Here is a 22,658-nt window from a genome sequence, read left to right on the forward strand (position 1 = left end):
CGCAGGCAAGCCAGCTCCCACACAAGCCAGCTCCCACATTTTGATCGGTGGTGCTTATCGAATTGCGAGTAACCCTTCGACCAGCGGCTGCAAGTCCAAACCATTCACCCGCTTGACCTGCTCCACCATCTCCTGCGGCCAGCACTGCATGCCCAGGCAGGCACCCAGCATGGCGCCGAGAATCGCGGCGATGGTGTCGGTGTCGCCGCCAAGGCTGGCGGCCAAACACAGGGCTTCGAAGGCATCCATCTCGCCCACCGCCACTTGCTGGGCCAGGGCAAACGACACCACCACCGATTCCTGGGACGCGACCGAAGTGCCGATCAACTCGTAGAGCAAATCGGCAAACAACGCTTTATCACCACTGCCGACACTCAAGGTGCGCGCCCAGCTGATGCGGGTGGAGATGCGCCCGCCCGCGATCCAGTGGCCGTGCTGCTCGGCCTGCTGGGCGATCTGGGTGCCGATGTTCAACGCTTCGCCCAGGTCCACGCCGTTGATGCCGGCCGAGACCACGGCCGCCACGGCGGCGGCGCTGGAGATGCCCAGGCTGGTGTTGTGGGTGACCTGGCACGCCTGGATCACGGCCTGGATAAAGTGCGCGGGGTCGCTGACATCGGCGGCAATCCCGACGGGCGTGATACGCATCGCCGCGCCGTTGGTGGTGCCATATCGCCCGGACTCTTCCGGCGTGTGGCCGGCGAGGATCATGTCGATCGCGCGTTTGGTCGAGGGGCCGAGCAAATCCTGGGAGCCCTTGGCGCGCATCACCGCTTCCCAGTCGATCAGGCGCTGGGCGAGCACGGTGGGTTCGATGCGGCCTTGGCCCGCCACCAGCAACTCGCCCACCAGGATCGCCTGCTCGGTGTCATCGGTGATGGAACCGGCGGGCATGTCTGGCGCGATGGGCTGGTCGGCGCCGGCAGCTTCCAGCGCGGTGATGGCACCGAAGCGGGCGCGTACTTGCTCGCGGCTCAACGACTGGGTGGGCATGCCCAGGGCGTCGCCCAACGCCAAGCCGTAGAAGGCGCCGAGGGCGCGGTTGTGCGGGGTCATTTCGAATTCCCAAATTGCAGGTGCAGGCGGAAGTGCAGCGGGTCGAGCAGACTTTCGACATGTTCCATAAAGCGCTCGCGACGGTCGTAGGTGGTGCGCGAGGCCTTGAGAAACACACTGCCGGCTGGACGGCCGAGCAATTCGGCATCTTCAGCATTGAGGGGCTCGGCGCCGATCCACTGGTCACCTTCGGCGCCTACATAGCCGTAGGCCGCCAGGGTGATGGTCAGGGAGTTTTCGATCAGGCCGACGGTGGGCAGGCTTTCCAAGCCACCGGACGCCGGCATCAGCGAGCGCTCCAGGGACACGGCGGTGCCATCGGTGGTGTAGCGCAGGCGGTCGAGGGCAATGAATTGGTCGCTGCCGAAACGGCTGAGCAGGTCCGGCCGGGTCACGGCTTCGAGGCGCAGGATGTCGGTGTTGACCCGCGCGCCGGTGTCGGCCAAAGCCTGGGCCCAGCCGCTGCGTTGGTCGAGCACCATGCCGTCAAAGGTGACGATGGAGCCGACGCCGCTCTGGGTGGCGATGTAGTTGCGTCGCTTGAGTTCGGCGAGGGCTTCGCGCAAGGTGCCGCGACTGACCGCAAACTCTTCGGCCAGTTGATGCTCACCGGGCAACAGAAAGCCATCGACCATCACCCCACCTTCGATACGGCGGATCAGTTCGTCGACGACGCGTTTTTTCTTATCAAATCGGACATGTCTAATCATGTACAAATTGATAACCGAAAGCCGCCGTTGGCAGCAAGCGAATTATTTCAGGGAAATGAAAAAACCGGCCTCAGGGTTCCAGGCCAATGGGGAAGAACTCCCCGCCACTCCAGACGCCCAGCCAGTTCTGACCGTTGATCGGACGGCTTACCGCCAGCTCCACCAGTTGGTAGAACACGTTGCGATGCACGAGGGCTTCGAGGTTGGTGCGTACCCGCAAATAAGGTGACGGCTCTTCGGTGAGCGGGTCGATGACCACACGCAGCGGATGCTCCAGGCCGGCTTCGATGGTCTCGTCGACATTGGTGGTAAAGCGCAGCACCTGGCTTTCGCCCTGCCCTTCGACCGCCAGGGTCAGTGCGACGAACGGCGCATCTTCGACGCTGATGCCGACTTTTTCCACGGGGGTGATCAGGAAGTAATCATCGCCATCGCGGCGGATGATGTTGGAGAACAGCTTGACCATCGGCTTACGCCCGATCGGCGTGCCCTGGTAGAACCAGGTGCCATCGCGGGCGATACGCATGTCGATATGCCCGCAGAACGCCGGGTTCCACAGGTGTACCGGCGCCGGCCCCTTGCCCTTGGGCAGTTGGGCCAACAGATCGTTGGCCTTGGCGGAATCGGTCATGGGCATCTCCTGTGTCTTACTGATCGCTCATGCCCAGCAGGCCACGGGCGTATTTGGCCAGGGGGCGGGCGATCAGGTCTTCTGGCTTGTTGTCGTGGAACGTCAGTAAACCGCCACGGCTGCGAATACGCACAGTATCAATCAAATACTGGGTGCTGGTCTCGATCAGCATGACCTGGATCACACCGCTGTCGAGGCCGACGCGGTCGAGGGCTTCCTGGTCGGCCCACTCGTCGGCGTTGCCGATGCGGTCATCCGCCTTGGCGAAACGGCAGTACAGCAGGTAATGCGCGCCGGCGGCACGGGCTTCAGCCATTGCCTGCTCCAGGCCTTCCGGCTGGCGGGCACGGCGCACCATGGGGAAATACTCGATGAAGCCGTTGAAGGCTTCTTCGGCCACCACGTTCGGGCGCGGATAGGCGCTGCCGGGCGGCACGAAGGCGCCCTGGGCGATAAAGATAAAGGAGTCCGGTTGCACGCGGATCGAGTTGGTACGACGGGTATCGCTGTGGTCCAGCAAGCCGGCATCGCTCATCTGATAGCGGGTGCCTTCGGCCATATCGCTGACGGTCATGCAACCACTCAGCGTCAATGACGCCAGCAACAAAACCAGACTACGCATCCTAATCCTCCAGAAGCCGGTGACGGAAAACCGGCGAATGGGCGTGAGATGCAGAATCCGCGCCATTCACAGACGACACCAATCAAATGTGGGAGCGGGCTTGCCCGCGATGCAGGCACCTCGGTCTTACAGTGACATCGAGTGGATGCTATCGCAGGCAAGCCAGCTCCCACACAAGCCCGTACCTACAGGGGAATTGAACGCGGGGTCAGCCGCCGATGATCTTCATGATCGTCGCACCGCCCGAAAACGCCACTTCCTGCTTGTCGCCCAGGGCTTTCATCAGCAGCCCTTGCAGCGCCGGCAATGCCTGGTGGCGCGGCTTGTCCAGCAGGTCGCCGACGTAGTGGCGGGTGCTCGATGACAGGCAGCCATGCAGCCAGCCGGTAGACGACAGGCGCAGGCGCGAGCATGTCCGGCAGAACGGCACGCTTTCATTGGCGATCACGCCGAAATAGCCTTTGCCGGGGATTTCATAACGCACGGCGGTGGCGTCCACCGGGGCATTGGCTTGCAGGTATTCGTGGCGCTCGCCAATCAGGCTGAGCAATTGCTGCAAGCTGACGAACTGCTGCAAAAACGCATTGGAATCCTTGGCCAGGTGGCCCATGCGCATCAATTCGATAAAACGCAGCTCGTAGCCACGTTCCAGGCAGTACTCAAGCAGCGGCATTACCTGGTCCAGGTTCTGGCCGCGCAATGGCACCATGTTGACCTTGATCTTGATCCCGGCAGCGCGGGCCTGGTCCATGCCATCGAGCACAGTGGCGAGGTCGCCGCCACGGGCAATGCTGCGGAAGGCGTCGGCGTCCAGGGTGTCGAGGGAGACGTTGATGCGCTGGATGCCAGCATCCACCAGCAGCGGCAGTTTGCGCGCCAGCAACTGGCCGTTGGTGGTCAGGCTGATGTCACTGAGGCCCATTTGCCCCACCGCGCCCATGAAGGCTTCCAGCTTGGGGCTGACCAGCGGCTCACCACCGGTGATACGCAGGCGGTCGATGCCCGCCGCTTCGATCAGGTATTCGACGCCCCGCGCCATGGCCTCGGCCGAGAGTTCGTCCTGGGCAGCCACCAGCCGCTTGCCGTTGGGCACGCAGTAGGTACACGCATAATTGCAGGCTGAGGTCAGGCTGATCCGCAAATTGCGAAAACGCCTGCCTTGACGATCAACGATCATGGATCACTCCGGCAGAGGATGATTCGGGCGCGCTAAAAGCTGACTGATAAATCAGCTTTTAGCAAGAGTCCTTGCCTGAGTATATTCCTGGGGTACTGCGTCTGGCAGTAAATCCTTACGCAACCGGCGGTTCAGCCGGTGGCAGTTCGCTGCTGTGCTTGCGCTTGTTGCCCATGCGCACGCCGATATCCATCAGGAACTGGAAGAAACCTTCCTGATCTTCCAGCACATTGCTCCAGAATGGCGAGTGGTACAGCGCCACTGCGCCGTGCACCAACGCCCAGGCGGCACAGTAGTGGAAATACGGCGGCACGTCTTCCAGCTTGCCTTCGCTGATGCGGCCCTTGATCAGCAGGGTCAGGCGTTCGAAGTTCGAGGCACGGATCTTGTGCAGCTCCTCGACCATTTCCGGCACCTGATGGCCCTTGACCACCTTCTCTTCCAGGCGGTCGAACAGGCGGTAGCGCTGGGGATCGCGCATGCGGAATTCGAAGTAGGCGCGGGACAGGGCTTCCTTGTCCTTGTCCACATCAGCCGAATGCAGCAGCTCATTCAAGTCGCGCTCGTAGTCGAGCATCAGGCGCAGGTAGATCTCGGCCTTGGACTTGAAGTGCTTGTAGATCGTGCCTTTGCCGATACCCACGGCATCCGCGATCATCTCGACGGTGACACTGTCTTCACCTTGTTCGAGAAACAACTTGAGCGCGGTGTCGAGAATTTCCTGCTCACGGCGGCGAAACTCACGGACCTTACGGGGTTCTTTGTGCATGAGAAAGAGGTCTGCAAAGGTGACTGTGGGGAGGGTTGCGCAGGGCCACGAACACGTGGCGATACGATTTACCCGGTGCGAGGGATTATCCCGACTGAACGGTCGTTGGGCAACGCCTATGTGAACCCGCCGCACACTTAAGTTTCAGCGCGCCAACGATTTCATCCCCTGCAGTCAGAAATCATACGTAACAAAGGCACTTGTGCACCCGCTTAATGAGAACTCAAGCGAAGCGCGCGTATTCCAAATCTGTTTAAAAAACGACCAGTCGCGACTGGACTGAATCAGATACTGATCAATACTTGAACTGTCGGCGCGGCATCTCCCCCAAGTGACGCGCTGACCCTGGGTACCGACGGACTGTGTGCCCTGTTTTACTCCTAATGGTCTTAGCCCGGATTCACCCCCCAGAACCCGGGTTTTTTTTGCCTACGATTTGACGTGGGCCAGCGGGAACAGGCGCTTGAAGTTCGCGGTCGTCTGTTCGGCAAAGCGCTCAACGGATTCACCGCGCAGCATCGCCAGGTAATCCGCCACATCCCGCACGTATTCCGGCAGGTTCGGCTTGCCGCGATGGGGGATGGGCGCCAGGTACGGCGAGTCGGTTTCCACCAGCAGGCGGTCGGCCGGCACCTGGCGCGCCACGTCACGCAAGGCGTCGGCGTTGCGGAAGGTGACAATCCCCGACAGGGAAATGTAGAAACCCAGGTCCAGGGCCGCCTTGGCCATGTCCCAGTCTTCGGTGAAGCAATGCAGCACGCCGGCCTGGGGCAACGCGGCTTCTCGCAGCAGGGCCAGGGTGTCGGCGCGGGCGCCACGGGTGTGGACGATCACCGGTTTGCCGGTCTGCTGGGCGGCTTGCAGGTGCAGGCGGAACGAGGCCTGCTGCAACTCGGCGGCTTCCGGCTCGTAGTGGTAGTCCAGGCCGGTTTCGCCAATCGCCACGACGCGCGGGTGGTTGAGTTCACGCAGCAACCAGTCGAGGGCCGGGGCTTCGCCGGGCTTGAGGTCCAGCGGGTGGATGCCCACCGAGCAATCCACATCGGCATAACGCTCGGCCAGGGCTTTGACGTCGGCGGCGTTGTCGGCGCTGACGCCGATACACAGGAAGTGCCCTACCCCGCGCTGGCGCGCCGCTTCAAGGGCGGCGTCAAGGGAGCCGCCGTGCTGGGCAAGGTCGAGGCGGTCGAGGTGGCAATGGGAATCTACGAGCATAGGTAGTTACGACTTAAATCACAGAGAGTGTCTGGCCGACGATACACCCGTCGGCCACGGAAATTAACGGCGGCCGAGCAGGCCCACCCACTGCACCAGCAGCGCTTCGAGCAACAGCACGCGGTTGAGGTTGGCCTTGCCGAGCACCTTCTGGCGCTGGGCCAGAATCCAGTCCTGAATATTCAGCACCTTGTCCTGGGCGCTTTTCTGCGCGAGGTATTGCACGACTTTGCGCATGTCCGGCAGGCCCAGGCCGTTTTCATCTTGAGTCAACTGATAGCGCAGGATCAGGCTCGACCAGTCGCAGAACCAGTCGAACAGCAGCAACAGCGGAATATCCTTCCAGGCCGTTTCGGCCAGTTGGGTGGCGGACAGTTCCTGCTTGAGCAGTTTCTTCACGCCATCCACCACCAGCGCGCGTTGTTCACGCACGCCTTGGGCCTGCAATTTCACTGCGGCCAGCGGCGAACCGGCGGCCAGGGTGAGCAATTCGCCGCGCTCGTCTGCACTGCATTCGGGCAACGCCTGCGCCAGCCACTCAAGGCTCATGGCCTCGCTTGGCAACGGACACGCCTGCTGTACACAACGGCTGCGGATCGTCGGCAGCAGACGGCTGGACTGGTGACTCACCAGCAACAACACCGTATCGCCCGAAGGTTCTTCAAGACTCTTGAGCAAGGCGTTGGCGGCGTTGATGTTCATCGCCTCCACCGGCTCGATCAGCACCACTTTGCGCCCGCCCATCTGCGCGGTCTGCACCACGAAGCTGACGAGATCGCGGACCTGGTCAACCTTGATCGCCTTGTCGGCTTCCTCGGGTTCCAGCAGGTAATTGTCCGGGTGGCTGCCGGCCTTGAGCAGCAGGCAGGATTTGCACGCGCCACAGGCTTCCAGGTTGACCGGACGCTGGCACAACAGGCTGGCCATCAGGCGTTCGGCGAGCGCGCGCTTGCCGATGCCGATCGGCCCGTGCAACAGATAGGCGTGGGCATGCTGGGCACGGCCGGCCAATTGCTGCCAGAGGCTGTCCTGCCACGGGTAGGCTTCAGCCACGGGCGCGCTCCAGCAGGGTCGGCAGCAAGGCATCGATGGCCTGTTGCACCTGGGTCAGCGGCTGGGCGGCATCCAACAGGTAATAACGCGCAGGCTCGGCCTTGGCGCGGGCGAGGAATGCGCTGCGCACTGCATCGAAGAAGGCGCGGCCTTCCAGCTCGAAGCGGTCCAGGCGACCCCGGGCGCTGGCGCGGGCCAGGCCGACTTCCACCGGCAGGTCGAACACCAGGGTCAGGTCGGGACGCAGATCGCCCTGCACGAAGGTTTCCAGCGTGGCGATGCGCTCCAGGGACAAGCCCCGGCCGCCGCCCTGGTAGGCATAGGTGGAATCGGTGAAACGGTCGCAAATCACCACCGCACCGCGTGCCAGCGCCGGGCGGATCACTTCGGCCAGGTGCTGGGCGCGGGCGGCGAACACCAGCAGCAGCTCGGTGTCCGGGTTCATTGGCTCGTCACCTGGGGCCAGCAGCACGTCGCGGATGCGCTCGGCCAGCGGCGTACCGCCGGGCTCACGGGTCAGCACCACCTCGATGCCATCGGCGCGCAAACGCTCGGCCAGGTAATCGCGGTTGGTGCTCTTGCCGGCGCCTTCGGGGCCTTCCAGGGTAATAAACAAGCCAGTCACAGGCAGTCCTTAGTCAGAGTCATTGCGGGCTTTGCGGCTCGGCGGGCGTGTCGGCCGGAGGTGTTGCATCCTCCGCCGGTTTTACCACGGGCGCCGGGCTGGAGCGGTAATCGGCGCGGCGCTTGAGTTGGAACTCACGCACGGCGGCATTATGGGCATCCAGGTCATCGGAGAAAATATGGCTGCCATCGCCACGGGCGACAAAATACAGGCTGCTGCCCGGCACCGGGTTCAGCGCGGCATGGATCGCCTCGCGGCCGACCATGGCGATCGGCGTCGGCGGCAGGCCGGCAATCATGTAGGTGTTGTAGGGGTTGGCTTCCTTGAGGTGGGCGCGGGTCAACTTGCCGTTGTAGCGCTCGCCCAGGCCGTAGATCACCGTCGGGTCAGTCTGCAGCAGCATGCCGATCTTCAGGCGCCGCACAAACACGCCTGCGATCTGGCCACGCTCTTCCGGCACGCCGGTTTCTTTCTCGACCAGCGACGCCATGATCAGCGCTTGATAGGGCTCGGTGTAGGGCGCATCAGGCGCGCGTTTGCTCCATTCCTGGGCGAGGACATCGTCCAGGCGGTTGTAGGCTTTTTTCAGGAACTCGACGTCGGTCATGCCGCGTACGAAGCGGTAGGTGTCGGGGAAGAATCGCCCTTCAGGGAACACGCCAGGGTGGCCGAGTTTTTCCATGACTTCGCTGTCGGTCAGGCCCGACAGGGTTTGTACGATCTTTTCATGCTTGGCCAGGGCCGAGCGCACCTGGCGGAAATTCCAGCCTTCCACCAACGTGAGGCTGTATTGCACCACTTCGCCACGCTGCCACAGACCGATCAAGCCCTGCGCCGTCATGCCGGGGGTCATGCGGTATTCGCCGCTGTGCAGGGGCTGGCCATCAAGGTTGAAGCGCCAGTACAGGCGCAGCCAGAACGCGCCGTCGAGCACCCCGTCGGCTTCCAGGCGATTGAAGGTGCCGGTGGGCGTCGCCCCGGCCGGTACGTCGAGCAATTGCTCCTGGGTCAGGTTCAGGGGCTGCTTGAGGGCAGCGTCGTATTTCCAGGCGCCATAGCCCAACAGCAACGCCGCCGAGAACACACCGACCAGCAGCAGTACAACCAGTTTTCGTATCAACTCAAATATCCAATAGCGCGCGAACAATGCCCTGCAGTTTACGGGTGAGCGGCCCAACCGACCAGCTCATCGCAGCGCAGCCGCGCACCGGCCAAATGCCATAAACGCTGTTGCAGACAAACACTTCATCGGCCTGTTGCAACTGCTCAAGGCTGATATCGGCCACGGCCACCGGGACGCCCAGGGTTTGCGCCTGGGCCAGGATCTCGGCGCGCATGACGCCGGCAACCCCGCAACGCGTCAGATCAGCGGTTAGTAACAAGCCGTTGCACACGAGGAACAGGTTGCTGAACACACCTTCGATGACGCGCCCGGACACATCCAGCATCAAGCCTTCGGCGTGCTCGGTATCCTGCCATTCGCTGCGAGCGATCACTTGTTCCAGGCGATTGAGGTGCTTGAGACCGGCCAGCAAGGGTTGCTCGGCCAAACGGGTGGCACACGGAAACAGGCGAATGCCGTCGAGTCCATGGGCGGGGGGATAGGTTGCAGGCGCACTGCCCTGCAAGATACGGCGCACCGGGGCGCCGGGGTTGATGCCATAACCGCGCAGGCTGTCGCCGCGGGTGAGGATCAACTTGAGCACGCCATCGCCAAGGGCGGCGGCATAGGCCAGCACTTCGCTGCGGATCAACCCGTGATCCGCAACCAAAGCGAGGCGCCTGCAGCCGTCATCGAGACGTTGCAGGTGACGGTCGAGCAGCACCGGCTGCCCGGCCTTGACGGCGATGGTCTCGAACAGCCCATCGCCATAGGCCAGGCCGCGATCTTTCAGGGGCACATTGGCCGCTGGCTGACCGTCGACCCAGCTGTCCATCACTCGGCGAACCGGCGGAACACCAGGGAGCCGTTGGTGCCACCAAAGCCGAACGAGTTGGAAATCGTCACGTCGATCGGCATCGGCTGCGCTTCGTGCGGTACGAAGTTCAGGTCGCAACCTTCGTCCGGCTCATCCAGGTTGATGGTCGGCGGAGCGACCTGGTCCTTGATGGCCATCACGCTGAAGATCGCTTCGACCGCGCCCGCGGCGCCCAACAGGTGACCGGTCATGGACTTGGTGGAACTGACCGCCAGCTTGTAGGCGTGCTCGCCGAACACCGACTTGATGGCTTCGGCTTCCGCCAGGTCGCCCGTCGGGGTCGAGGTGCCGTGGGCGTTGATGTACTGCACCTGATCGGCATTGATCTTCGCATCGCGCAGAGCATTGGTGATGCAACGCGCAGCACCGGCACCGTCGGACGGTGGCGAAGTCATGTGATAGGCGTCACCGCTCATGCCAAAGCCGATCAGTTCGGCGTAGATGGTGGCACCACGCGCCTTGGCGTGTTCCAACTCTTCCAGCACCAGGGCACCGGCGCCGTCGGACAGCACGAAGCCGTCACGGCCCTTGTCCCACGGACGGCTGGCACGGGTTGGCTCGTCGTTGCGGGTGGACAGCGCACGGGACGCGCCGAAGCCGCCCATGCCGAGGCCGCAGGCAGCCATTTCAGCGCCACCGGCAATCATCACGTCTGCTTCGTCATAGGCGATGTTGCGCGCCGCCATGCCGATGCAATGCGTACCCGTGGTACACGCCGTGGCAATCGCGTAGTTAGGCCCCTGTGCACCCAGGTGGATGGACAGGAAACCGGAAATCATATTGATGATCGAGCCCGGCACGAAGAACGGTGAAATTCGACGGGGGCCAGTATCGTGCAGGATGCGGCTGGTTTCTTCGATATTGGTCAGACCACCAATACCCGAGCCCATGGCCACGCCAATGCGGTCACGGTTGGCGTCGGTGACTTCCAGGCCGGCGTTACGCACTGCCTGAAAACCGGCTGCCAGGCCGTACTGAATGAACAGGTCGAGCTTGCGGGACTCTTTGACCGAGAGATATTCCTCGACATTGAAGCCCTTTACCGAGCCGCCAAAACGGGTGGAATAGGCAGAAAGGTCCGTGTGTTCAATCAGACCAATACCACTGCGGCCAGCCAGAATGCCCTGCCAACTGCTCGGCACATCCGTACCCAGTGGCGACAACATACCCATACCGGTGACTACGACGCGTCTACGCGACACAGCACTCTCCTTTTTCTAATGACGACACTTCGCTTCAAAACCACTTTTCGCCCGAGCTAAAGAAAAAACCGCACGCTGTAACAGCAGTGCGGTTTTTCCCAACAGCAAGCGACGACTAAAAACTATTACGCCTGATGGCTGGTAACGTAGTCGATAGCAGCTTGAACAGTAGTGATTTTTTCAGCTTCTTCGTCCGGGATTTCGGTCTCGAATTCCTCTTCCAGAGCCATCACCAGCTCAACGGTGTCAAGGGAATCGGCACCCAGGTCTTCTACGAAGGAAGCAGTGTTGACCACTTCTTCTTCTTTAACGCCCAGTTGCTCGGCAACGATTTTCTTGACGCGCTCTTCGATGGTGCTCATACCTTGTTTAACTCCTAATGGACAAATTCAGGCAGCTGGCCAGTGGGTAAGTGTATAGAAAGCCTTTTCAGCTTTTCAACTGAAAGCTTCACCACCTACCCGGTCGACCACCCGCCTCTAAATTAAGTTGCAGCTTTATAACGGATTTTAGACAGCTCGTATGACATTTTTTTGAAGCGATCCGTCACAATTTAACTCATGTACATCCCGCCGTTCACCGGGATTGTAGCCCCAGTCACGTATGCCGCACCGTCGGATGCCAGGAAAGACACCACATTCGCGATCTCTTGGGCCTGGCCCAGACGGCCCAGCGGAATCTGCGTCAGCAAGGCTTCACGCTGTGCTTCCGGCAGTTCGCGGGTCATATCGGTGTCGATGAACCCAGGGGCCACCGAGTTGACCGTAATCGACCGCGAACCGACTTCACGTGCCAATGCGCGGCTGAAACCTTCCAGACCGGCCTTGGCGGACGCGTAGTTTACTTGGCCTGCGTTGCCCATGGCACCCACTACGGAGCCAATATTGATAATTCGGCCCCAACGCGCCTTGGTCATGCCGCGCAGAACGCCCTTGGACAGGCGAAACAGACTGTTCAGGTTGGTATCGACCACGTCGTACCACTCGTCGTCTTTCATGCGCATCATCAGGTTGTCGCGGGTGATACCGGCGTTGTTGACCAGAATAGCCGGCGCACCGAACTGTGCAGTGATCTGGGCCAATACAGCCGCCACGGATTCATCGCTGGTCACGTTCAGCTCAAGGCCGGTGCCTTGCACGCCGTTTTCCTTCAGGGTCGCGGCGATACGCTCGGCGCCCGAAGCGGAAGTGGCGGTGCCGATCACCACGGCGCCCTGACGGCCCAGTTCCAGGGCGATTGCCTGGCCAATGCCACGGCTGGCGCCGGTAACCAGTGCAACTTTACCTTGCAGACTCATGCAGGCTTCTCCCAAGTTCGTAAATAAAGGCTCAGGCCAGTGCTGCACGAGCGGCAGCGAAGGCATCCGGGGTATTGAGGTTGGCGGTCGACACGCCGTCGGCGCAGCGCTTGTTCAGGCCGGCCAGGACTTTGCCCGGGCCGCATTCGACCAGCTCGGTGGCGCCATTGGCAGCCAGGGTCTGCACCGACTCTACCCAGCGCACTGGCTTGTAGAGCTGCTCCAGCAGGTCACGCTTGAGGGTGTCGAGATCAGCGGCCACGGCCGCGCTGACGTTCTGCACCAGCGGGATCTGCGGCGCCTGCCAGTTGATGGCGGCGATGGACTCGGCAAAACGCTCGGCGGCCGGACGCATCAGTTCGCAGTGCGACGGCACGCTCACCGGCAACGGCAACGCACGCTTGGCGCCACGGGCCTTGCAGCCTTCGATGGCGCGCTCAACGGCGGCCTTGGCACCGGCGATCACGACCTGGCCAGGTGAGTTGAAGTTCACCGCGCTGACCACTTCGCCCTGGGCCGCTTCGGCGCAGGCTTCGATCACCACAGCATCGTCCAGGCCCAGGATCGCGGCCATGCCGCCCTGCCCGGCCGGAACGGCGTCTTGCATCAATTGGCCACGACGCTCGACCAGCTTGACCGCTTCCGTGAGGGTCAGGCTGCCCGCCGCCACCAGGGCGCTGTATTCGCCCAGGCTGTGACCGGCAACAAATGCCGGACGCGCGCCGCCCTCTGCCAGCCACAAGCGCCACAGGGCGATCGAAGCAGTCAGGATGGCCGGCTGGGTTTTATCGGTTTGATTGAGTTGCTCTTCCGGCCCTTGCTGGGTCAGCGCCCACAGGTCGTAACCCAGGGCGTCGGAAGCTTCCTTGAAGGTATCCAGGATCAGCGGGTATTGCGCGCCCAGCTCGGCCAACATGCCGAGGGACTGCGAACCCTGCCCTGGAAAGACGAATGCGAGGGATGTAGACATGTAACAAGCCCCTAATGATCTGGTCGTCAAAAATGAACGCGCCTACGGTGGGAGCGCACGAAACTGACAAATTGGATGGTCAATTGAACTGGCCGGTCACATTTAAGCATTTCCGGGCCGATTCGCCTAAGGCAACAGGTCCCCGAGACGGCCGTGCAAGCGTTGCGGCAGGTTTTCCTGGATCTCGATCACGGCCCGCGCAATCGCACTTTGAAAGCCTTCCACACCGGCCGAGCCGTGGCTTTTCACCACGATCCCCTGCAAGCCGAGAAAGCTCGCACCGTTATGCCGTGCCGGCGCCAGGTCAGCCTGCAAGCGGCGCATCAATGGCAGCGCCAGAGCGCCCACCAGGCGTGACGCGACGTTCTGCTTGAACAGCGCTTCAATGCGCGTGGCGATCATCGTCGCCAGGCCTTCGCTGGATTTAAGCAGGATATTGCCGACAAACCCGTCACACACCACCACATCCGCTTCGCCACGGTACAAACCGTCGCCCTCGACAAAGCCGATGTAATTCAAGCCGCGCGCGCCCTGCAACAACGTGGCGGCGAGCTTGACCTGCTGGTTGCCCTTGATGTCTTCGGTGCCGATATTCAGCAACGCGACACGCGGCCGGGCCACGCCCAATGCTTCAGCGGCCACCGAGCCCATCACCGCGAACTGGAACAGATGCTCGGCACTGCAATCGACGTTCGCCCCCAGGTCCAGCAGCTGGCAATAGCCTTTCTGCGTCGGAATCGCTGCGACCATCGCCGGCCGGTCAATGCCCGGCAACGTCTTGAGCACATAACGCGACAACGCCATCAGCGCGCCGGTGTTGCCGGCACTGACACAGGCTTGCACCTTGCCATCACGCAGCAACTCCAAAGCCACGCGCATTGAAGAGTCAGGCTTGCCACGCAGGGCAGCCGCCGGTTTTTCATCCATGGTGATGGTTTCACTGGCTGGCGTAATCGTCAGGCGCGCGCGATCCACCGCCGGATGGCTGGCAATCAGGTCTTCAAGTAAGGAGGGTTGACCGACGAGGGTCAGGTGCAGCGAGGGCGTTGCAGACAGGCTGGCAATGCAGGCCTGAACAATGCTGCGGGGACCGAAGTCCCCGCCCATTGCGTCTATCGCGATGACTAGAGCAGACAAGTGATTACTCGTCAGCGCCCTTGTCGATCACTTTACGGCCACGGTATACGCCTTCTGGCGATACGTGGTGACGCAGGTGAATTTCACCGGTGGTTTTTTCTACAGACAGAGTGCTCGCCGTCAGGGCGTCGTGCGAACGACGCATGTCACGGGCAGAGCGGGATTTTTTGTTCTGCTGAACAGCCATAATTGATTAACTCCTAAACGTTTGGGTCACGCTTTAACTGCGCCAATACACTGAACGGGTTGGACCGCGTTACCTCGTCCTCGCTCGGTTCGGGCTCGTCATCGAGCCCCTCCGGCTGCTGGCATTCTTCCGGATGATGAGCAGGCACAATGGGCAAGGCGAGCAAGAGCTCCTCCTCGATCAGTGCATGCAGATCCAATGGATCTTCGCCCAGTTCCAGCACGTCATAACCTTTCGGTAACGACTGGGTATTCGCACCCTCCTTCACCACAGCGTAACTGCATTCGCTGTGAATCGGCAGGGTGACCAGCTCAAGACAACGCTGGCAAACCATTTTGACCTCGGTGTCGATAAAGCTGTGAATTACCACAGATTTACGTTCATCTCGTTCAAAAACGAATTTCGCCTGCACCGTACCGACAGTGTCGGAAAGCGGGTCGCAGAGTCTCTCCAAATCGGCCAGCAGCAATTCACCTTGAAGGGAAGTGCCACGATCTGCCAATTTGCGCGGGTCAACGTGAGGTGGAATCGGGTCATTCAACATAGGCGCAGCATTATAGGGATGCACCCAGCCATGTCAAAGGAAATTCAGCCCTGTCCGTCACCTGGACTCCTCGCTAGAATCCGCGACTGCCTTGAGGAGACGCCCATGCTGCCTTTATTACTCGCTTCCAGCTCGGTTTATCGCCGGGAATTGCTCGGCCGCCTGCACCTGCCGTTCATCTGCAGCTCGCCGGATATTGACGAAAGCCATCGCGCCAATGAGTCCGCCATCGAACTGGTCAAACGCCTCGCCGAAGAAAAGGCCCGCGCCCTTGCCGCCACTCATCCGGGGCATTTGATCATTGGCTCCGACCAGGTGGCCGCACTCGACGGACGGATCATCGGCAAGCCGCACACCTTCGAGAACGCCCGCGAACAGCTGCTGGCCGCCAGCGGCAAGCGCGTGAGCTTCCTGACCGGCCTGGCACTGCTCAACAGCGAGACGAGGCACTGCCAGGTGGACTGCGTGCCGTTTACGGTGCAGATGCGTGTACTGGACGTTGAGAGGATCGAGCGTTACCTGCGGATCGAGCAGCCGTATGACTGTGCGGGCAGCTTCAAGGCCGAAGGACTGGGGGTGAGCCTGTTCCAGAGTACCGAAGGGCCGGATGCCACCAGCCTGATCGGGCTGCCACTGATTCGCTTGGTAGACATGCTGCTGGCCGAAGGCGTACAGATCCCTTAAATACACCACAAAACCCAATGTGGGAGCGGGCTTGCCCGCGATGAGGGCGGGCCAGCCAACATTTATATTGACTGACCCACCGCTATCGCGGGCAAGCCCGCTCCCACATTTAGATCTACATCAGATCAGAAGCTCAGCGCAGGGTTGGGCCCTGGAAGCCCATGTACAGCGCCAACTTCTCCGCCACGCTGGCCCCCAGCTTCTTGGAGAACCGGTCAAACGGCGATTCCTGCACGGTGAAGTCCACCAGCTCTTTCTCGCCGATCACATCCCGCGCCACCGAACTGGCACTGCCCAGGCCATCGATCAAGCCCAGCGGCAACGCCTGCTCACCCGACCAGACCAACCCGGAAAACAGCTCTGGATGATCCTTGTCCTTCAGCCGATCACCACGCCCCTGCTTCACACTGGCGATGAACTGGCGATGAGTGGTGTCGAGCACGCCCTGCCAGAACTGGGTTTCATCCGCCTTCTGCGGCTGGAAAGGGTCAAGGAACGATTTGTGCTCACCCGAGTTGTAGGTGCGACGCTCCACCCCCAGCTTCTCCATGGTGCCGACAAAGCCGTAGCCGGCCGCCGTCACACCAATGGAGCCCACCAGGCTGGCCTTGTCGGCATAGATCTGGTCGGCGGCACTGGCGATGTAATAGGCGCCGGAGGCACCCAGGTCGGAAATCACTGCGTACAGCTTGGTATCCGGGTGCAGGGTACGTAGGCGGCGAATCTCGTCATACACATAACCCGACTGCACCGGGCTGCCACCAGGGCTGTTGATCCGCAGGATCACGCCCTTGACCTTGGGGTCTTCAAACGCAGCGCGCAGGCTGCCGACAATATTGTCGGCACTGGCGGACTCCTTGTCGGCAATCACCCCACGCACTTCGATCAAGGCGGTGTAATTGCTGCCACGGGTGGCGCTCTTCTCCATGTCCACCAGCGGGCTGAACAACACCAGCATGCCGAGCAGGTAAGTGAAGGTCAGCAGCTTGAAGAAAATCCCCCAACGCCGCGAACGACGCTGCTCCTGGACGCTGGCCAGGAGGGTTTTCTCCAGCAGCTTCCAGCTCTTGTCGTCACCACTCTGGGCCTTTTCGGGCGCTTTCCACTCATCACTCATGCCATTAACCCCAGCAAAGACTTATTGAGCCCGGCCGAGCCAGGCCTGCAATTCGGAAAAATGATCGATCGTCAGCCGCGGCTCGTATTGCTGCAAGGCTTCGGCGGCCTGGGCACCATAGCTGACCGCGACACTGTCCATGCCAGCATTGCGCGCCATCATCAGGTCGAAGGAGGCATCACCCACCATCAGCGCCTGGCGCGGCGATACGCCGCAATGGGCCAGGATCTGCTCGAGCATCAGCGGGTGCGGTTTGCTCGCGGCTTCATCGGCAGCACGGGTGATGTCGAAATAGTCTTCCCAACCGTGGGCCTTGAGCACACGGTCCAGGCCGCGACGGGCCTTGCCGGTGGCAACAGCCAGGTGATAGCCCTCGGCACGGAACGCGGCCAGGGACTGCACCACGCCCTCAAACAGCGGCGAAGGTTCGGCCTCCAGCGCAATGTAGTGATCGGCGTAGTGCTCGCGAAAGGCGATCAGCTCAGCGTCGCTGATCTCGGGATACAAGGTGCGGATCGCTTCGGGCAGACCCAGGCCGATGATGCCCTTGACCGCGTGATCCGTGCACAGCGCGTAACCCGAACGGGTCGACGCGGCGTGCATCGACTCGACGATCCGGCCAATCGAATCGGCCAGGGTGCCGTCCCAATCAAAAATCAGCAGCTTGTAGTCAAGGTGCGACACTCAAACGCTCCACGGTCTTGGCCCACATCTCATCGACCGGGGCCTGCAACTTCAATTCGCCACCATCGGGCAGCGGCACAGTGAGCATGTAGGCGTGCAGGAACAGGCGCTTGCCGCCGAGGTCGCGGATCTCCCTGGAGAAATCCTCGTCGCCATACTTGGTGTCACCGGCAATGCAATGCCCGGCATGCAGCGTGTGCACACGGATCTGGTGAGTACGACCGGTCACCGGCTTGGCCTCGACCATCGTGGCGAAGTCACCAAAGCGGCGCAGCACCTTGAACAGGGTCAGGGCTTCTTTGCCCTCCTCGTCCACTTCGACCATGCGTTCGCCGGAGCGCAGGTTGCTCTTCTGCAACGGCGCCCGCACGCTCTTGATCGAGCTGGCCCAGTTGCCACGCACCAGCGCCATGTAGCGTTTGTCCACGCCATCGCCACGCAGGGCGGTGTGCAGGTGGCGCAACATGCTGCGCTTCTTGGCGATCATCAGCAGGCCGGACGTGTCACGGTCCAGGCGATGAACCAGCTCCAGCTCCTTGGCATCCGGGCGCAACTGACGGAAGGCTTCGATCACGCCGAACGTCAGGCCGCTGCCACCGTGCACTGCAATACCGCAGGGCTTGTTGATCACGATCAGCTTGTTGTCTTCGTAGACAATCGAGGCTTCCAGGCGCTGCAACAAGCCCTGGGCCAAGGGCACAGGCTCGTCACGCTCGGGCACGCGCACCGGCGGCACACGGACGATATCGCCCGCCTGCAGCTTGTACTCGGGCTTGATCCGGCCCTTGTTCACCCGCACTTCACCTTTACGCAAGATGCGGTAAATCAAGGTCTTGGGCACGCCTTTGAGCCTGGCCAGGAGAAAATTGTCGATGCGTTGGCCGGCATATTCCGGCGAGACCTCAAGCAGCTGGACGCTGGGGGTCTGGGGGGCGGTAGTCGTCATGCCGGCGATGATAACAATTTTTTATGGAATTGAAGCACTTAATCATTGCTGCTATAGTCGCGAACGCCGCCAAAAGCGGCCTGGCCAGAGGACATGCGGCACACAGCCGGCCCTGACCATCGCAATTCATCAGGACGCGAGGCCGTCCTACGGGGCTTTCGCCACCTTGGAAAGCTCAGGATTGTAACGAGCGCAGGTGACATGAGGCCTGAAGCGAGTGCAGAAAGCAGAGTGAATACTCGCGTTTTGCGCCGATATTTACGGCCAGTTCACAAAGTGCAGTCAGTCTTGAGCCAGACCATGGCGAATGCTTCGGAAACAACGCCTGTTAAGAGCTGAGTGAGAGCGCAATCGCCCACACCCAGTCTTGTTTAGCCATGAGCGTGTTCTCCCCATTGGAAAACACGGTAAATGCCAACCCGCTGCGGATTCTGCGCGCGGCAGCACCCGAATTATCAGGGATACGTGTAGGGTGGAGATGCACAACCGTCGGACCGTGTAGCACTAGGCTTATATTTAGACGCTTCATCTCGTCCACAGTCGCCGGTTGATTCCTCCTCCTGACCTTAGCTTTTGTTGAAGTGGTGCCTTTGTCACCACCGCTAACAAGCAGGACGCGTCCGTCGCGATACAGGCCCAATTGGCCCGTATTTGCTGGACACTGGAGTGGCCAACCACTCTTGACGCACCTGACACCGACCGTGAGAAGTCGTGTGTGCCGAACGCCGTTTCCGGCAGCCCGGAAACCGACGGTACAACATGAAAAGAATGCTGATTAACGCAACTCAACCCGAAGAGTTGCGTGTTGCACTGGTAGATGGCCAACGCCTCTACGACCTGGACATCGAATCCGGTGCGCGCGAGCAGAAAAAAGCCAATATCTATAAAGGCAAGATCACTCGCATCGAACCAAGCCTTGAGGCTGCCTTTGTCGATTTCGGCTCCGAGCGCCACGGCTTTCTGCCCCTCAAAGAAATCTCCCGCGAATACTTCAAGAAAGCGCCTGAAGGCCGCGTGAACATCAAGGACGTCCTGAGCGAAGGCCAGGAAGTCATCGTACAGGTCGAAAAAGAAGAACGTGGCAACAAGGGCGCGGCCCTGACCACCTTCATCAGCCTGGCTGGCCGTTATCTGGTCCTGATGCCGAACAACCCGCGTGCCGGCGGCATTTCCCGTCGCATCGAAGGCGAAGAGCGCAACGAACTGCGTGAAGCGCTGAACGGCCTGATCGCACCGGCCGACATGGGCCTGATCGTTCGTACTGCAGGCCTTGGCCGCAGCAGCGAAGAAATGCAGTGGGACCTCGACTACCTGCTGCAACTGTGGACCGCCATCAAAGAGGCGTCCCTGGATCGTTCCGCGCCGTTCCTGATCTACCAGGAAAGCAACGTGATCATCCGCGCCATCCGCGATTACCTGCGCCAGGACATCGGCGAAGTGCTGATCGACAGCGTTGAAGCCCAGGACGAAGCCCTGACCTTCATCCGCCAGGTGATGCCGCAGTACGCCAGCAAGATCAAGCTGTACGAAGACAGCGTGCCGCTGTTCAACCGTTTCCAGATCGAAAGCCAGATCGAGACCGCCTTCCAGCGCGTGGTCGAACTGCCTTCCGGCGGCTCCATCGTGATCGACCCGACCGAAGCCCTGGTGTCCATCGACATCAACTCGGCGCGCGCCACGAAAGGCAGCGACATCGAAGAAACCGCCCTGCAGACCAACCTGGAAGCGGCTGAAGAAATCGCCCGCCAGCTGCGCCTGCGTGATATCGGCGGCCTGATCGTGATCGACTTCATCGACATGACCCCGGCCAAGAACCAGCGCGCCGTGGAAGAGAAAGTCCGCGAATGCCTGGAAGCCGACCGTGCCCGCGTGCAAGTCGGCCGCATCTCGCGCTTCGGCCTGCTGGAAATGTCCCGTCAGCGCCTGCGTCCATCCCTGGGCGAAAGCAGCGGCATCGTCTGCCCGCGTTGCAACGGCACCGGTATCATCCGTGACGTTGAATCGCTGTCCCTGGCGATCCTGCGCCTGATCGAAGAAGAAGCCCTGAAAGACCGCACCGCCGAAGTCCGCGCGCAAGTGCCGATCCCGGTTGCAGCTTTCCTGCTCAACGAAAAACGCAACTCGATCACCAAGATCGAACTGCGCACCCGTGCCCGTATCGTCATCCTGCCGAACGATCACCTCGAGACGCCGCACTTCGAAGTACAGCGCCTGCGTGATGACAGCCCGGAAGCCCACAGCGGCCAGTCCAGCTACGAAATCGCCGCTGCCGCTGCCGAAGTGGAAGAAGTCCAGCCAGCCGCCGCGACCCGCACCCTGGTTCGCCAGGAAGCAGCGGTCAAGACTGCCCCAGCCCGCGCCAACGCTCCGGTTCCGACCGAAGTTGCCGCACCGGTTGCCGCGCCGGCCGCGCTGCCTGAGCCGAGCCTGTTCAAAGGCCTGGTGAAGTCGCTGGTCAGCCTGTTCGCCACTAAAGAAGAGCCTGCTGCTCCGGTGGTGGTTGAAAAACCAGCCGCCGAGCGTCCAGCACGCAACGAAGAGCGTCGCAACGGCCGTCAACAGAGCCGTAACCGCAACGGTCGCCGTGACGAAGAACGCAAGCCGCGCGAAGAGCGTGCGCCACGTGAAGAACGCGCACCGCGTGAAGAACGTGCCCCGCGCGAAGCCCGTGAAGAAACCCCGGCCGTAGCCCGTGAAGAACGTGCACCGCGTGAAGAGCGCGCACCACGTACGCCACGTGCCCCACGTGAAGATCGCAAGCCACGTGGCGAGCGTGAAGAACGTGTACGTGAACTGCGCGAGCCGCTGGACGCAGCACCTGCCGTTGCCGCTGCCGGCGCCGCCGTTGTCGCTGAAGAGCGCCCGGCTCGCCAGCCACGCGAAGAGCGTGCGCCACGTGAAGAACGTGCTCCACGCCCACCGCGTGAAGAGCGTCAGCCACGCGCCGAGCAAGCTGCTGCCAGCGAAGACGAAGAAGTGCTGACCGCTGAAGAGCAGTCGCAGGAAGACGGTCAGGACGGCGCCGAAGGCGATCGCCCACGCCGCCGCTCCCGTGGCCAGCGTCGTCGCAGCAACCGTCGTGAGCGTCAGCGTGATGCCAACGGCAACGTGATCGAAGGCTCGGAAGAAGCCGGCGAGAACGCCGAAGCGGCCACCGGCGAAGCCACTGGCAGCGAACTGGCTGCCGGCCTGGCCGTTACCGCTGCCGTTGCCAGCTCGGTCATCAGCGCACCTGCTGAAGCCCAGGCTCACGAGCAGGCTGAACGCGCTACCGCTGCCGTCGAAGAAGCCGCTGCCGTTGAAGCGCCAGTCGCCGAGACCCCAGTGGTAGAAGCGCCGGTAGTTGAAGCGCCAGTCGTGGAAGCCATCACCCCGATCGAAGCGCCGGTTGTTGCCGAAGTGGAAGTTGCACCGGTTCAGGAAACCCTGCCAGCAGTTGAAGTGGCTGCGGTTGAGCCAACCCCAGTGGTTGAGCCTGAGCCAGTGGTAGAAGCGGCGGTTGAAGCACCGGTTGTCGAAGCTGCCCCAGAAGTGCGCGAAGTTCGTGAAGAACAGACCGCCTTCCAGTGGACTGCCGAACCTGCCGCTCCGGTTGAAGCACCAACGCCTGCCCCAGTGGTAGAAGAAGCGCCGGCTCCGGTGGCCGAAGAAGTCGTGGTTGCAGAACCTGCACCAGTGGCTGAACCTGCACCGGTAGTCGAGCCTGCGCCAGTGGTTGAAGTGGCAGTGGTTGCCGAGGTCGCCGCCGTGGTGGTCGAAGCCGCTCCGGCCAGCGCCCTGACCGAAAACGGCCGTGCGCCGAACGACCCACGTGAAGTGCGTCGTCGTCGCAAGGAAGCTGAAGCCGCTGCAGCCGCCGCTGCACAGGAAGCAGAACACGAGACTAAACCCCTCGTCTGATTCCATCAGCGACTAAAAAGCCCCGCCTGAGAGATCAGGCGGGGCTTTTTTATGCATTCTGAAAGACACCAAAAATCAAATGTGGGAGCTGGCTTGCCTGCGATAGCGGTAGCTCAGTCAGCACATCGTTTACTGATACACCGCTATCGCAGG

The 22,658-nt window shown here is 61.6% G+C and carries 23 protein-coding genes; 2 read left to right on the forward strand and 21 right to left on the reverse strand.

Annotated elements, in window-relative coordinates; translation table 11 throughout:
* Positions 1–54 precede the first annotated feature (54 nt).
* The 18 genes from B348_RS0119435 to B348_RS0119520 all read right to left on the reverse strand — a co-directional run bounded on the left by B348_RS0119435 (position 55) and on the right by B348_RS0119520 (position 15,174).
* Positions 55–1,056: an ADP-ribosylglycohydrolase family protein gene (locus tag B348_RS0119435; protein WP_017737745.1), complete on the reverse strand. Its 1,002-nt coding sequence runs from the start codon at positions 1,054–1,056 to the stop codon at positions 55–57.
* On the reverse strand, positions 1,053–1,766 hold the full coding sequence (locus B348_RS0119440) for a GntR family transcriptional regulator (protein WP_026136913.1): 714 nt from the start codon (positions 1,764–1,766) through the stop codon (positions 1,053–1,055). The genes B348_RS0119435 and B348_RS0119440 overlap by 4 nt, the downstream gene beginning before the upstream one ends.
* Positions 1,767–1,836: 70 nt before the next feature.
* On the reverse strand, positions 1,837–2,397 hold the full coding sequence (locus B348_RS0119445; protein ID WP_017737747.1) for a DUF1285 domain-containing protein: 561 nt from the start codon (positions 2,395–2,397) through the stop codon (positions 1,837–1,839).
* Between the two features lie 16 nt (positions 2,398–2,413).
* A complete protein-coding gene (locus B348_RS0119450; RefSeq protein WP_017737748.1) occupies positions 2,414–3,019 on the reverse strand; it encodes a DUF4823 domain-containing protein in 606 nt (201 codons plus the stop codon).
* Positions 3,020–3,227: 208 nt separating this feature from the next.
* The gene (locus B348_RS0119455) at positions 3,228–4,196 is read right to left on the reverse strand and encodes a GTP 3',8-cyclase MoaA (protein ID WP_017737749.1); all 969 of its coding nucleotides are present in this window, start codon (positions 4,194–4,196) and stop codon (positions 3,228–3,230) included.
* A gap of 115 nt (positions 4,197–4,311) precedes the next feature.
* Entirely contained in the window at positions 4,312–4,965 is a 654-nt protein-coding gene (locus tag B348_RS0119460; protein WP_017737750.1) for a TetR/AcrR family transcriptional regulator, read from the reverse strand.
* Between the two features lie 429 nt (positions 4,966–5,394).
* Complete coding sequence (locus B348_RS0119465; RefSeq protein WP_017737751.1) at positions 5,395–6,180, reverse strand: TatD family hydrolase; 786 nt, start codon at positions 6,178–6,180, stop codon at positions 5,395–5,397.
* Between the two features lie 63 nt (positions 6,181–6,243).
* Positions 6,244–7,233, reverse strand: coding sequence for a DNA polymerase III subunit delta' (locus B348_RS0119470; RefSeq protein ID WP_017737752.1), 990 nt, complete (start codon positions 7,231–7,233; stop codon positions 6,244–6,246).
* Positions 7,226–7,858, reverse strand: coding sequence for a dTMP kinase (tmk, locus tag B348_RS0119475; protein WP_017737753.1), 633 nt, complete (start codon positions 7,856–7,858; stop codon positions 7,226–7,228). The genes B348_RS0119470 and tmk overlap by 8 nt, the downstream gene beginning before the upstream one ends.
* Before the next feature lie 19 nt (positions 7,859–7,877).
* Entirely contained in the window at positions 7,878–8,978 is a 1,101-nt protein-coding gene (gene mltG, locus B348_RS0119480; protein ID WP_017737754.1) for an endolytic transglycosylase MltG, read from the reverse strand.
* Position 8,979: 1 nt separating this feature from the next.
* The gene (gene pabC / locus B348_RS0119485; protein WP_017737755.1) at positions 8,980–9,795 is read right to left on the reverse strand and encodes an aminodeoxychorismate lyase; all 816 of its coding nucleotides are present in this window, start codon (positions 9,793–9,795) and stop codon (positions 8,980–8,982) included.
* Entirely contained in the window at positions 9,795–11,039 is a 1,245-nt protein-coding gene (gene fabF, locus B348_RS0119490; RefSeq protein WP_026136914.1) for a beta-ketoacyl-ACP synthase II, read from the reverse strand. The genes pabC and fabF overlap by 1 nt, the downstream gene beginning before the upstream one ends.
* Before the next feature lie 125 nt (positions 11,040–11,164).
* Positions 11,165–11,401 (reverse strand): acyl carrier protein, encoded by a 237-nt coding sequence (gene acpP, locus B348_RS0119495; protein ID WP_003175607.1) that lies wholly within the window; start codon positions 11,399–11,401, stop codon positions 11,165–11,167.
* 191 nt (positions 11,402–11,592) lie between these two features.
* Positions 11,593–12,336: a 3-oxoacyl-ACP reductase FabG gene (gene fabG / locus B348_RS0119500; protein WP_017737757.1), complete on the reverse strand. Its 744-nt coding sequence runs from the start codon at positions 12,334–12,336 to the stop codon at positions 11,593–11,595.
* A gap of 31 nt (positions 12,337–12,367) precedes the next feature.
* Positions 12,368–13,306 carry an ACP S-malonyltransferase gene (gene fabD / locus B348_RS0119505; RefSeq protein ID WP_026136915.1) on the reverse strand — a complete coding sequence of 313 codons (939 nt, stop codon included), beginning with the start codon at positions 13,304–13,306 and terminating at the stop codon, positions 12,368–12,370.
* Between the two features lie 126 nt (positions 13,307–13,432).
* Positions 13,433–14,443 carry a phosphate acyltransferase PlsX gene (plsX, locus tag B348_RS0119510; protein WP_026136916.1) on the reverse strand — a complete coding sequence of 337 codons (1,011 nt, stop codon included), beginning with the start codon at positions 14,441–14,443 and terminating at the stop codon, positions 13,433–13,435.
* Positions 14,444–14,447: 4 nt separating this feature from the next.
* Positions 14,448–14,630 (reverse strand): 50S ribosomal protein L32, encoded by a 183-nt coding sequence (gene rpmF, locus B348_RS0119515; RefSeq protein WP_008152339.1) that lies wholly within the window; start codon positions 14,628–14,630, stop codon positions 14,448–14,450.
* Between the two features lie 13 nt (positions 14,631–14,643).
* Positions 14,644–15,174, reverse strand: a complete 531-nt coding sequence (locus tag B348_RS0119520; protein ID WP_017737760.1) for a YceD family protein — start codon at positions 15,172–15,174, stop codon at positions 14,644–14,646.
* Positions 15,175–15,279: 105 nt separating this feature from the next.
* Between B348_RS0119520 and B348_RS0119525 the strand changes: the two genes are divergently transcribed.
* Positions 15,280–15,858 carry a nucleoside triphosphate pyrophosphatase gene (locus B348_RS0119525; RefSeq protein WP_017737761.1) on the forward strand — a complete coding sequence of 193 codons (579 nt, stop codon included), beginning with the start codon at positions 15,280–15,282 and terminating at the stop codon, positions 15,856–15,858.
* 133 nt (positions 15,859–15,991) lie between these two features.
* Here the strand turns inward: B348_RS0119525 and B348_RS0119530 are convergent, their stop codons facing one another.
* From B348_RS0119530 to rluC, 3 genes are read right to left on the reverse strand one after another with little or no spacing between them, the layout of a single operon-like run.
* A complete protein-coding gene (locus B348_RS0119530) occupies positions 15,992–16,975 on the reverse strand; it encodes a S49 family peptidase (protein WP_017737762.1) in 984 nt (327 codons plus the stop codon).
* Between the two features lie 21 nt (positions 16,976–16,996).
* Positions 16,997–17,659 (reverse strand): HAD-IA family hydrolase, encoded by a 663-nt coding sequence (locus B348_RS0119535; RefSeq protein ID WP_017737763.1) that lies wholly within the window; start codon positions 17,657–17,659, stop codon positions 16,997–16,999.
* On the reverse strand, positions 17,646–18,605 hold the full coding sequence (rluC, locus tag B348_RS0119540) for a 23S rRNA pseudouridine(955/2504/2580) synthase RluC (RefSeq protein WP_017737764.1): 960 nt from the start codon (positions 18,603–18,605) through the stop codon (positions 17,646–17,648). The genes B348_RS0119535 and rluC overlap by 14 nt, the downstream gene beginning before the upstream one ends.
* Before the next feature lie 759 nt (positions 18,606–19,364).
* Here rluC and rne point away from each other — a divergent pair.
* Positions 19,365–22,505, forward strand: a complete 3,141-nt coding sequence (gene rne, locus B348_RS0119545; RefSeq protein WP_177325341.1) for a ribonuclease E — start codon at positions 19,365–19,367, stop codon at positions 22,503–22,505.
* Positions 22,506–22,658: the final 153 nt, after the last annotated feature.

The sequence above is a fragment of the Pseudomonas sp. CBZ-4 genome, assembly GCF_000346755.1.
Taxonomy (GTDB): Bacteria; Pseudomonadota; Gammaproteobacteria; order Pseudomonadales; family Pseudomonadaceae; genus Aquipseudomonas.